Annotated in this window: 12 protein-coding genes; 2 read left to right on the forward strand and 10 right to left on the reverse strand. The window is 46.6% G+C overall.

Annotation, left to right across the window (positions count from 1 at the left end; all coding sequences use genetic code 11):
• Window positions 1-204 precede the first annotated feature (204 nt).
• A complete protein-coding gene (locus tag AC4PM4_RS29165; protein ID WP_063566686.1) occupies window positions 205-1560 on the forward strand; it encodes a dipeptidase in 1356 nt (451 codons plus the stop codon).
• Between the two features lie 394 nt (window positions 1561-1954).
• Here the strand turns inward: AC4PM4_RS29165 and AC4PM4_RS29170 are convergent, their stop codons facing one another.
• From AC4PM4_RS29170 to AC4PM4_RS29185, 4 genes are all read right to left on the reverse strand, one after another.
• The gene (locus tag AC4PM4_RS29170; RefSeq protein WP_053783145.1) at window positions 1955-2326 is read right to left on the reverse strand and encodes a hypothetical protein; all 372 of its coding nucleotides are present in this window, start codon (window positions 2324-2326) and stop codon (window positions 1955-1957) included.
• Between the two features lie 114 nt (window positions 2327-2440).
• Complete coding sequence (gene nagA / locus AC4PM4_RS29175) at window positions 2441-3655, reverse strand: N-acetylglucosamine-6-phosphate deacetylase (RefSeq protein ID WP_244552229.1); 1215 nt, start codon at window positions 3653-3655, stop codon at window positions 2441-2443.
• On the reverse strand, window positions 3652-4380 hold the full coding sequence (gene nagB, locus AC4PM4_RS29180; RefSeq protein ID WP_064635788.1) for a glucosamine-6-phosphate deaminase: 729 nt from the start codon (window positions 4378-4380) through the stop codon (window positions 3652-3654). The genes nagA and nagB overlap by 4 nt, the downstream gene beginning before the upstream one ends.
• Before the next feature lie 4 nt (window positions 4381-4384).
• Window positions 4385-5248 (reverse strand): MurR/RpiR family transcriptional regulator, encoded by an 864-nt coding sequence (locus tag AC4PM4_RS29185; RefSeq protein ID WP_063566684.1) that lies wholly within the window; start codon window positions 5246-5248, stop codon window positions 4385-4387.
• Window positions 5249-5492: 244 nt separating this feature from the next.
• Here AC4PM4_RS29185 and AC4PM4_RS29190 point away from each other — a divergent pair, with 244 nt between their 5' ends.
• Window positions 5493-5846, forward strand: coding sequence for a hypothetical protein (locus tag AC4PM4_RS29190; protein ID WP_079696622.1), 354 nt, complete (start codon window positions 5493-5495; stop codon window positions 5844-5846).
• 505 nt (window positions 5847-6351) lie between these two features.
• On the opposite strand, the gene AC4PM4_RS29195 is transcribed toward AC4PM4_RS29190, so the two are convergent.
• From AC4PM4_RS29195 to AC4PM4_RS29220, 6 genes are all read right to left on the reverse strand, one after another.
• Window positions 6352-6576 (reverse strand): helix-turn-helix domain-containing protein, encoded by a 225-nt coding sequence (locus AC4PM4_RS29195; protein ID WP_017692532.1) that lies wholly within the window; start codon window positions 6574-6576, stop codon window positions 6352-6354.
• A 311-nt stretch (window positions 6577-6887) separates the two neighbouring features.
• Window positions 6888-7853, reverse strand: coding sequence for a YhcN/YlaJ family sporulation lipoprotein (locus AC4PM4_RS29200; protein ID WP_063566682.1), 966 nt, complete (start codon window positions 7851-7853; stop codon window positions 6888-6890).
• Between the two features lie 226 nt (window positions 7854-8079).
• A complete protein-coding gene (locus AC4PM4_RS29205) occupies window positions 8080-9099 on the reverse strand; it encodes a DUF4340 domain-containing protein (protein WP_491615195.1) in 1020 nt (339 codons plus the stop codon).
• Window positions 9096-10490: a GldG family protein gene (locus AC4PM4_RS29210; RefSeq protein ID WP_491615196.1), complete on the reverse strand. Its 1395-nt coding sequence runs from the start codon at window positions 10488-10490 to the stop codon at window positions 9096-9098. Before AC4PM4_RS29210 ends, AC4PM4_RS29205 begins: the two co-directional genes overlap by 4 nt.
• Window positions 10491-10494: 4 nt before the next feature.
• Entirely contained in the window at window positions 10495-11211 is a 717-nt protein-coding gene (locus AC4PM4_RS29215) for an ABC transporter permease subunit (RefSeq protein ID WP_063566679.1), read from the reverse strand.
• Window positions 11208-12338, reverse strand: a complete 1131-nt coding sequence (locus tag AC4PM4_RS29220; RefSeq protein WP_179132248.1) for an ABC transporter ATP-binding protein — start codon at window positions 12336-12338, stop codon at window positions 11208-11210. The genes AC4PM4_RS29215 and AC4PM4_RS29220 overlap by 4 nt, the downstream gene beginning before the upstream one ends.
• Between the last annotated feature and the right edge of the window lie 73 nt (window positions 12339-12411).

Here is a 12411-nt window from a genome sequence, read left to right on the forward strand (position 1 = left end):
GCTCTGACTGTCATGGGAACTCCCTCAACTCCCCTGCTGAATGGTTTACATGAGAATATATGGATGAAATCCGTTTCTTGTATTATACGCATAATTTCCGGGGGAATGAAACGGTATGTAGCAGATCATTTTTTAACCAATGTTTTATTAACGCATCAAAATGGATTACAATAGGATAAAGCAAAACATGAAGGAGGCCTTTTAATGAAGGAACAAACTTATTTTCAAGAAAATAGAGAGAAACACCTGGCGGAATTGAACGAATGGTTGTCCATTCCGAGTATTTCAGCCATTTCGGCACATAAAGAGGATATTAACCGTGCGGCACAATGGGCTGCAGATGCACTCACTCGTGCAGGTATGGAAAATGTAGAGGTAATTCCAACAGCGGGACATCCGATTGTATATGCAGATCACCTGCATGCACCCGGCAAACCAACCGCACTGATCTATGGACACTATGATGTTCAGCCTGTCGATCCGCTTAACCTGTGGGAAACACCTCCATTCGAACCTACCGTTCGTGATGGCAAACTGTTTGCACGTGGTGCTACGGATGATAAAGGACAAATCTTCATACATATCAAGGCGGTTGAAGCTCTGCTTGCCGAAAACAAGGAACTTCCTGTTAATGTGAAATTCTGCATCGAAGGTGAAGAGGAAATCTCCAGCCCGAACCTGCCGATCTACCTGAACGACAATACAGACAAGCTGCGTGCAGATATGGTACTAATCTCGGATACGTCCCTGCTCGAAAAAGGAAAACCGGCGATCTCTACGGGTCTGCGTGGTCTTTGCTCGCTCGAAGTGGATCTGAATACAGCCAACACGGACCTGCACTCCGGTTCATTTGGAGGCGGTGTACCGAACGCACTGCACGCACTCGTATCCCTGCTCGCTTCGCTGCATGATGAGCAAGGTCGCGTGAGCGTAGATGGTTTCTATGATGGCGTTCTGCCGCTCTCTCCTGAGATGAGAGAAGAGTTCGTGAAGCAAGGCTTCAATGAAGAACAGCTTCGTCAAGACCTCGGATTGGAGCAATTGTACGGGGAAGAAGGCTACTCGTTCGTAGAGCGTATTGGCGCACGTCCAACGCTGGAACTGAATGGCGTATGGGGCGGATTCCAAGGTGAAGGCACCAAAACCGTTATTCCGAAGGAAGCTCATGCCAAAATTACATGCCGCCTTGTTGCGGATCAAGATCCACAGCAGGTGCTGGACCGTATCGAAGCACATCTGCGCGCGCACGTTCAACCTGGCGCAACGCTGCATGTGAAACAGATCGAGAAAGCCTTTGCGTTCAATACTGATCCTTCCGATCCGGTACTGCAAAAAGCAGCTGATGCCTATGAGCAAGTGTACGGCGTTCGTGCCCTGTTTACGAAAGATGGCGGCTCCATTCCGATCGTGGAGAAACTTTCACGCGTGCTTGGTATTCCGGCTGTTATGATGGGCTTCGGTTTGCCAGATGAGAACCTGCATGCACCGAATGAGCATTTCAACCTGGAGAACTTTGATAAAGGGTTGTTGACGATTGTTCAGTTTTTAAAAAGTTTGTAAAGTATAGTTCATGTGAAAAATAAGTATTGGAAAGCGTGCTGGGTTGACGTTCCGGTGCCGAATCGTTCTTTCGATCGCTGTTATCCCCGGATTTCTTTGATTCCTTTTGACAAAGGTGAAATCCGGGGATAAAGGCGAACGCTTCGCTTCTTCAGAATCGATTTCGTCTCCTTCACTACTTTGCAGCTTTTCCATGACTTATTTTAAGATTGAACCTACTTTACAAATGAAGGATAGTAGGTAGATATATAGATAGATAAAAGGGGTGTGCCGTCTATATTCATGACGGCACGCCCCTTTTATAATTGGTGCGACAGATTCGTTAGCGTTGTGACTAGAAGAAGTATACAAACTTCCGGAGACATCCTCTAGATTTTAATCCTGTATCCTCCACTTATGAGCGGAAGGTTGTGAAATTTAACATATGCACAAGCTGCATCATGTGCGTGATTTCCTGCTGGACTTCGGAGGTGTCTGTACCAGCCATCGCCAGATTGGCCCGCAGCGTTCTACGGGTGTTCAGCATACCGTCGATTAACTTCATGACCGTGTTGCGTCCACGATGATCCACAATCATATACTTTTTGCGTGCATCCAGCTCCACCCATACGATATTGCTGAATGAGGTGAACAGGTGTCTACGGTACTGCTCCATATCGGTCTCATTGTAGTGCTCGCCATAAAAGGCATAATATCCGTGTACGTGCAGCTTTTCCGCCAGCTCTGTGATGAACGGGTCGAATTCGAGCATAGCGTTACGTTCCATGTTTCACGCCTCCGTAATGCGTGATCCGCAGATCCCGGCTTTTTTGAGATCTATTTTAACACATTACGCAAGCTATTGCCTGTTGAGGCACACGACAACACTACAAATGTAGAATTAACCGCCGATTCGTCTTCCCTTCACCCACACTTCCTCAATTTTCAAATCACCATTCAGCAAAACGACGTCCGCCTGTTTGCCTTTAGCAAAGGAACCCGTGCGGTGATCAATGCCGAGCAGACGTGCCGGCGTCAGGCTGGCTGCGCGTGAAGCTGCATTCAGACTCAAGCCTACTTCCTGTACCAGATAGCGGAAACCACGAATCATCGTGAGCGTGCTTCCTGCCAGTGCGCCTCCGTCTTTCAAACGTGCCACACCTTCCGTAACAATCACAGGCAGATCGCCAATTTTGTATTCACCATCATCCAGCCCGGCAGCAGACATCGCGTCTGTGATTAACACAAGCTGATCTGCTTGTTCTTTCAGTTGAGCCAAAATAGACATCGCCGCCGGATGCACATGGATACCGTCTGCAATGATCTCTGCACTGATGCGGGAATCACTAAGCACTGCGCCGGCAGCTCCGGGATTCCGGTGATGGAGCGGTGTCATCGCATTGAATGTATGCACGGCATGGTGCAGCCCGGCCTCGACCGCAAGCTGTACTTCTTCATAGGTCGCATCCGTATGTCCTAATGCTGCCGTAATTCGCTGCTCGCGCAGCCATGAAATGACTTCGAGCGCCCCCTCACGTTCCGGCGCCAGGGTGACTTGACGAATCAGGCCGGGATATTGTTTTTCCCACGCGTCCAGCCAGGACACATTAGGCAATACAATATGATCCGGGTTTTGTGCGCCGGGCCACTTCGGACTGAAAAAAGGACCCTCCAGATGTACACCTTCCAGCTGTGCATAAGGCATGTCACCGGAACGGTAGCTGTCCACTTCAGCCAATACCCGGTCCAGACTATCTTTGGGCGCTGTCATAGACGTTGCCAGCATGGCAGTGGTCCCCTGTGTGCTGTGGAATGAAGTGATTTTATCCATCACATCCTTACTCGCGTCCATAAAGTCTTCGCCATTGCCACCATGTACGTGGATATCTATAAATCCAGGCACAATGACGCCATGCTTGGAAACAGGCACAGATACGGCTTCACGGCGAATCTGTTCAGATAATCCCTCGGGTGCGCCAGCATAAAGGATCTTCCCATCCGTCCAGACCAGTACACCATCCTCCATTACACCATCGGGCAGTACGATTTTACCTCGAAGAAGTGAAATGGTTTTTTCACTCTCTTGCTCCTGGTTTTCCATAGCTTCTACGTTCATTTCACCAGCCTCCCAGCCGCACGGTCCAGTAACACGACCACATTAGGATGACATTGCAGCAGCGAAGCGGGACATTGTGTCGTAATCGGCCCCATAAAGGCTTCACGAATAATTTCGGCTTTCTCCTCACCACGGGCGATCAGCAGAATTTGTTTGGCTTTCAGAATTGTACCTACCCCCATCGTAATGGCCTGAGTTGGAACTTCATCAATATGATTAAAAAAGCGGGCGTTTGCTTTTCTTGTCTCTTCTTTGAGATCCACCACATGTGTCCGTCCTGTAAGCTCGGTTCCGGGTTCATTGAAGCCAATGTGGCCATTATGTCCGATACCCAACAATTGCAGATCTACTGGTCCACGATCATCAATCCGTTGTTCATAGGAAACACACTCCTCATTTAAATCCGAAGCCTGTCCATTCGGCACCTGGGTTCTGGCGAGATCGATATCAATATGCGAAAACAGTTGCTCATTCATAAAGCTTCGGTAGCTTTCGCGATGTTCTACAGGAAGACCGACATATTCATCCAGATTGAAGGAAGAGGCCTGCGCAAAGCTGACCAAACCTTTCTGATACATAGCAATAAGCTGTTTATAGATACCTACAGGAGAACTTCCAGTCGCAAGTCCCAGTACAGCCCGGGGTTTTGTCTGTAGCAAACTGGCAATAACACCTGCACCCGTTGCGTTCAAATCTTCTTCATTTTCAAAAATACGTATATTCATCTTCTTAGGCACCTCCGTTATGTTGAACTCGATAAGACTGTACATTGTGATACGATTGTTCCAATTTGGGGATAAAACGGTCAAAGTCGGCACTAACCATGCCCGTGAATAGAATATCGACGACATGCAGCAGTGCAATACGTGAAGCCATATCCCCCCGTCTCATGCCTTCTTCCAACGAAGACGTAAAGAGCGGAATATCAGACACCCCCGCAAGTTTGTTATTTCCATAGGATGTCAGTGAAATGGTAGAGGCTCCCGCCTGTTTGGCACAATGCAAAGCATCAATTGTCTCCGGCGTTTCACCCGAATAAGATACCGCCATCGCCACATCTCCCTCACCCAGTGAAGAAGCCGACGTAATTTGCATATGTGAATCCGAGAAGGCAGTACAGCTTTTGCCGATCCGTACAAGTTTCTGATAGAAATCCTGCGTAACAATGGAAGAGGTTGCAACACCGTAGAGATCAATACGACGGGCATGGCATAGTAACTGAACTGCATGCTCCAGCCTTCCTAGATCCAGCAAACGGGTGGTGTCCGCAATGGATGCAAGATGATTGGCTTCGATGGCTTCCACAATTTTGGATAAAGGATTACCTGCCACGATATCCTGATATGCTGTTTCATTGGTGGAATGCGACAATTCTGCGGCCAGCTTCATTTTGAAATCAGGAAAACCTTTGAAATGGAATGATTTGCAAAAGCGGGTTACCGTAGCCGCACTTGTTCCGCTTTGCTGTGCAAGATGGTTAATGGTCCAGCCAGGAATATCAGATGGGGACTGTAAAATCACCTCTGCGATTCGTCGTTCCTGAGACGGAAGTTCATTCAGCTCTTGCTGCAACGCATGTAGTATGGCTGCCATGAGTTCTCCTTTTATGAAAATTATTTTTATTAATTCATTATAAATAAAGAAAATTATTTTTATATTTTCATTTTAATCAATACGTTGTTGCAAATCAAGAGGATTTTAACCATGTATTCGCGGTATGTATGATGAAATTTTTAAAAAGGTATCTTCTTGATTAAGGAATGGGATTCCGCTTATATTGGAGATAAACCTTGAAGTGAATGTGGACATTTTCACTTCAAAGGAAGGAGTACACTCGATGAATCAACGACAACGTCAAAAAATGATTCCTTCCACCTGGATTATTGCCATAAAACAGACCGAAGCTCGTAAATACTTTGCCCTCTATGCCATCGACTGGAAGCGCGGAGCGCGACTGAGCTGGGAAGGTTGGAATAGCCTCGCAGACTTGCTGCAGTTTCATATTCCAATCAAACGTAAAACTGGCGGTACAAAATCTTCCTCCCAACCTGCTGCCAAAATTGCGAAAAAAGCACTCTATCTGCACCTAGATGAAACACAATACAGGGAATTGGAGCAGCTCTTCTATCAGCCTTTTTCAAAGAAACAATGGAGATCCTTTATTGAGGAACATTCCAATAACCATATGTAGGTGAACCCTTATGCCATATACGATTACGATTTCCATCACGCTCTGCCCGTAGCAATCTATACCCTTGGAATTTCTGCGGGCTGAGCCTTTTCCCAAGGGAGCGTGATGATCCATGAAATCTCAGCAAAGAAATCAAGCCTACTACAGGCACCACAGAAAGCGTGTTATTCAACGAAAAAAACAGCTCGCTATTCGGTACGGTTGGTCCTACAAGTTCGAAGGGATCTTTGCCAAAGGAAAAATTCATTGTTCCTGCTGGTGGTGCTGCGAAAAGACAAAGCGGCTAGGCTATCCTAAATCCGAGCTAAGCAGAATAGCGGACTGCACTCAGCAGCTTCTGAATTCAGACTTCTGAGAATGACTATTTAAAACAAGCGATTCCTTCATTTTAGGAATTCGCTTGTTTTTGCTTTCCAACCTAAAACAAAAAAGTCTTTCCCCATTCTTCATGATGAAGAATAGAAAAAGACTTTCATGCTGCTTCAATCAGCTGTGCAGTATCGCGTCAGATCTTCAGTTCTCCGAGCTTAATCAGCTCTACAACTGCTTGCGAACGACCCTTAACATTGAGTTTTTGCATCACATTCGAAATATGGTTGCGCACCGTTTTCTCGCTGATGAATAACTGCCCTGCGATGTCACGCGTCGTTTTGTCCTGAACCAGTAATTCGAATACTTCGCGTTCACGGTGGGTCAACAGAAATTTGCTTTTATGATCGATACCCTTCAATGTTCACCCCTCCTTGCCTGGGTTGTGTTGGTGTAACAAGGTTAAGGGGATACAGTCAACTCATCTTATGTAAGGTCAAGGGCGTTGGTTCAGTTTTATCAAAAAAATGGGCAGTGAATTGTAATTTGAACGAATAATCGCTATGTAGGTACAAACGTAGTAATCCAAAATCGTCAATTTGGACTAAGTATTATATGAGCATACTATGTATCATCCTTCTTAATCGTTATTTTCAATAACCCTTAAAAAACAAACATGCCCCTGCAACTAATGTTGACCATCAGCGCAAAGGCATACTTGTTCAACTTAAATTACCGATTCATGCGGTTCATCATGCCATCGTTGTTGTTACGATTCATGATGCCATCATCAAGCACGCCGTCACGGTGATTTGTGTTCATCGCATTCGTTGGGAAAATACGTTCAACCATCGATTGGAACGTGTTAATCATGCCGCTAACCGGTTTGCCGTTACGGATATCTGTGGCATAGCTCTCCACATGTTGAACAAATTCCGGGTTAGCCGATACATATACGTTCTCGACGTTAGGTGCAAATTGTTTGATTTTCGCCGAGATTTTGGATTTAATCTCTTCGGATGTGTTGTCATCCGTGCTGTCAATACGCGATGTTTCACTCTTCATCCCGTAGTGACCTTCGGTCATTGTACGTGCATTGCCATTGCCACTGTTAGTTAGACCACGCATCATGCCATAAGATCCGGTACCCATTGTGCCATAGATACTGCGATCATTGCCCATGTGGCTGCGATCCGTAGCTGCATTGGTGTTTAGTCCCGGAGCAATGCCACTGGTGCTGTATGGAGACATGGTTCCATTACCACCATTTACACGCAAACCGCCCATATCCTGACCCATGCTTTCTGTACGCATAGTGCCATTTGCCCGGTTACGCAAAGATTTGCTTTCCAATTTGCCAGTGTGACCATCTGTCAAACGGACTGCAACATACGCGTTACGATCGGTCAACATGACATGTGCTGACTTCACTTCTTTCATTTCCGTAATGCGTTTAGCCAGCTCGTCACTTGATTTCAGGTCGGTGACGTTATGCGTCCGATAACTTTTCGCACGAATGCCATCCATCCCATTGGATTCAACACCATAACGGTTAATGCCTTTCACTTCATGACGAACACTTTGGGTGTGCAGATTGTTATCTTTTGTACTTGTTCCACAACCCGTCAATCCGGCCATTACGAAGATTGCAGTAGACAAAGATAAGCTGATTGCTGTCGCCTTTTTGGCTGCTGGCATGTCTCATCCTCCAATTATGTTGGTTTTGGTCACAAGGATAGGATGCTCTTCTGTACGGAGCGATATGCTGAAAGGATATGGAACATTAGCCTCCTTTATCTGGGCTCAATGGGTTCTGTTCCACATAAAAAAGCGATGCTTGCACAAAGTGCAGCACCGCTCTTTATAACCGCGTATTTCCTGTTCAAGTGAGAACCTTCATTATTATGTTGAAGGAGCCATTCCCTTACTTGGATGTGGATGAGGAATTCGCATCAGCATCTTCTCCACTCGAAGAAGATGTTGCATCTGATTCTGATTTTTTGATCGAATTCGGAAATTGCTCTGCTTCCTTCAGACTAGCCGCATCCATCAGATAGGCCCACTGACCGTCCGGAGTGACTACCCATATCTGATCCGGTTCTGATGGAATAGTAAGACCACGGTACACATCCGTAACAGCTTCTCCATTAACCGTCTGCTCAACAGATAAAGTAAAGCGTGGCACGGTGCCTTTCAGTTCAGAAGCTTTGCGCACATCGTCAGCTGTGGACAGGTTTTTAATTTTGCCAATCAGCGATACAGCATCGGTAGCTTCAACCGCATCACCATTAAGCTTCCACGTCTGCTCTGCTGCACCTTCCTCGGAGGAAGATTTGAGCATCCAGGTGGCTGCTTCGCCTTCCCATTCCAGCGTAGTGACATTGGTTTCATCCAGATTAAACGGAGTTGTATCCAGCAGATCCTGCCGTGATTTTTCTATATTACTTATGGATTCCGTTTGTACTGCTACGACAGGTCCAGAGTCTACTCGCACATAACGAGCGTCATCTGCTGGCAGCTGACCACCGATGCTCAGTTTGATCTCACGGTTATCCTTCAGTTGGATATCCAGCAACGTTGCATCTGAACCCAATCCATATTTGGCGAGATCCTTCGGCTCTTCCTCCACAACCAGTTCCTGATCTGCACCACTTAAGGCATCAAGCCAGCTGCTAACCGTATACCCATTCAGAGGATATGCCTTGGGTTCCACCATACTCCACACGCCATTTTTTAGTTCCAATTGTGAAGATGAGGGTTTTGAAGCACCTGATGTGTCTGTATTGTTATCATGAATCGTGATGGACTGTATATCGGCAGACTTAATACCAAGTAACTTGACCTTCTCCGCTTCCTCTTCACGAAAATAATTCTGACTGGCCGCATAGACCCACCCGATAATCAAGACCAATAAGACTAGAATCGTTGGGACCCATTTTTTCATACGCGTCTGCGCCTCCACCATAAGAGTACACCTATCATAACAAAGATGAGCGGGAATGCGACAATCGCCACGAAGAAAATGGTTCTGGCTTGTTTACCATCCAGGTACGCCGTTTGATAACCGGATTGCACCCGAGGCCGGATCGTTAATCCATCTTCTTTTTCACTTAAATAATTGACGGTATTCAGAATAAAATCTCGGTTCCCACCGTTCACTATTTCCGAGTCCTGCATGAAAATAGATGAACCCAGAATTACAGCCTTCGGTTTGCCATCTGTTGTATCCGCCGCATATCCAAGCTCAACAGGACCTTGTACATCCTGATCCGGATCGTTGGTTGTTTCGTTTTGCAATAAACCTGCAATGTTCGTCTCGCCATAACTGTCATCCGATGAATGAATGAGCGGCGACAAGGTGTATTTATCCTGCTCTTTGCTCGTCAAAGCAATGGACAAAGATAACATCGGGTAAAGTTTGCTTTCTGATAGTTTATCCATGATGGCATGTGTGCCATACTCCGGCACAACCCACAGTGGGCCCATTGTGCTGGCTTGCTGATTATCCACCATGACTGCATGCTCATCAACCACGCCATAATCCGTCATGAGTGCATCGATATTTTTCCAAGTCAACTTCATGTCTTCATGAAAACCGAGGGATAACAGCAATTTTCCTCCGTTACTTAGATAAGTCCGAATAGCCTTCAATTCTGTATCACTAATATCCCGCTGTGGTCCAATAATCGCGAGTACATCCGCATCTTCCGGAACCTGACCTGCCTGATTCAGCTGAAGTTCTTCAGTCGTGATATTATTCTGTTCCAGAGATGAGCGCAGTGTAGTCAGTTGATCCAGGCCGAGCTCTTCATGTCCTGTCAGGAAAACCATCTTGTGCATCTCCGTGGAAGACAGATTCATTAGAGCTTGTGTCAGCTTTTCCTCACCTGTGAACTGGTACGATCCATCGCTTCCATCCCCGACAGCCGTGAATAGACTGGCAATATCAATGACTTTATGCTGATCGCCCTGCTCTAATACAATGGAGCTGCCTGTGATGCCATATTTGGAGGCCAGTGTAGGCTCCTGCGTCAGATTGTATTGCTTCATCGTCAGTTTGCTGTTGCGTTTCGTATATTCTTGAACCATATCCGATACTTCGCGGTTCAAGACCGTATTATTCGCATTTTCGACGGTTAATACCAGAATGTTGACGTCTTCTTTTACATTTTTGATCGCGGTAAGAGACTGGTCTGACAAGGTATATTGTTTATTCGAGGTCAGATCCAGTTGGAAGCCGCCAAGCGAATTCAGAAACAGGGTCAGCAAAATAAAGATGCCAATCACCGCTACAGACAGCACGGTACTGTTGGTATGACTCAACCATTTTTTCATCTTCTCACCTCCACCGCTTCCGTTCCACAATTTGAATGCTTAATAGCAGAAACACACCTGAGAGCGTCACGTAATACAATATATCTGGGCCACTAAGTACACCCTTCGTGAAGCTGTCAAACCGGTTCGTCAGCGCAAATGGATCCAGCCATTGCTGTAACGTAGATCCGGAATTGCCTGCAAATGAATCAAGCATCCACAATACGAGCAAAATAATAAAACCGGCTACCGCAGATACCATCTGGTGCTGAGATAACGTGGAAGCAAACAGTCCAATCGCCATCATGCTTCCGCCCAGGAAAAAGAGACCCAGTGCAGACAACCATACGGATGTCAGATCTAATTCACCAAAGAAGGACATAATAAACGGATAAACGAGACTGCACAGGATAAGTACAACAAGAATGGCGAGTGACGCCAAATATTTACCGAAAATAATCTCGGTCACCCGTGCAGGTGAAGTCAATAACAGTTCGTCCGTTCCCTGCCGGAATTCCTCTGCCACCAGTCGCATCGTCAGCAACGGCACCACAAACAGCAGCATGGATAACGTGTCTCCGAGCACCAGGCGATAATCCACAATGCTTGGCTGGTAATACACAAAGCTGGAATAGAACAGCAAACTTGTCATCAGTACATATACGGCAAAAGCGAAATACGACGTCGGTGACAGGAAGTATGCCTGCAGTTCTTTATTGCAAACCGCCATCATTCGTCTCATTTGGAACCCTCCCCTGTGTGGGAATCAGATGAAGCGCTCTCGGACCCAGTCGATTGCTTCAGATCTGACGTCGTGCTCAAATTGGCCTCTTCATCCGTCACCTCATTGGCGAGCTGCACTTTATCAGTTTCAGTCTCTTGTGTTGCCAGTTCCACTTCGGATTCCGTTTCCGTTGTGGTCAGCTTCAGGAAAATCTGTTCCAGACTGAGATTTTCTTTCTTCATCTCCAGGATCGGCAAGCCTGCACCAGACAAAAGGTAGAACAGTTCTTCTCGGTAATCCTCGGAAGATTCACCGGTAAGCAGCATTTTGACCGTATCAGTAGAACCAGTGGATGTCTGTCCATCTGCTGCTTGAATGACTTCACTTCGTACCTTCTCCCATGGTGTCAGCACATTATGTAATTGCTGCTCTGTTGCCTTCACTTCAATGGACACCTTGAACTGATCCCCCATCGCTGAGCCAAAATGCTGCGGTGAACCGTCCAATACGAGCTGTCCCTGATTAATAATCAACATGCGATTACACAGCGCGCTCACTTCCGGCAAAATATGTGTACTGAGCAGCACTGTATGATTCTCACCCAGTTCACGGATCAGATCTCGTATCTCCATAATCTGATTTGGATCAAGACCTGAAGTTGGCTCATCCAGCACGAGCAGATCCGGTTTATGAATAATGGCTCCAGCCAGACCCAGACGCTGCTTGTACCCTTTGGACAGCCCGCGAACCAATTGCTTCTCACGACCTTGAAGACCCAGCCTGCTCACCATTTCACTGATTCGCAATTTCACTTCACGTGTCGGGACATCCCTCAGATTAGCGACGAACTTCAGATACGACTGTACCGTCATATCTGGATAAAGCGGCGGTGTCTCCGGCAGATAACCGATCTTGGAACGGACGCTCCTGCCCTGATCGTGCACTGAGATGCCATCCACTGCAATGGAGCCTGCCGTTGGATGTAAATAGCCTGTAATCATTCGCATCGTGGTGGTTTTCCCGGCACCATTCGGTCCCAAAAATCCAACAATCTCACCGCGCTCCATTGTGAAATCCAGTTGATGCACGCCGCGCCGTCCATCAAATACTTTGCTTACCTGTTTCACTTCGAGCACATCATTCATCCTTTCCCGTTAAAATACCCGTGTGCCATCATCGCTTTCTTCTGATGGTCAACACGGGAAGTTCCTTGTATCT

It is taken from the genome of Paenibacillus sp. MDV22-iso6, from assembly GCF_058408365.1.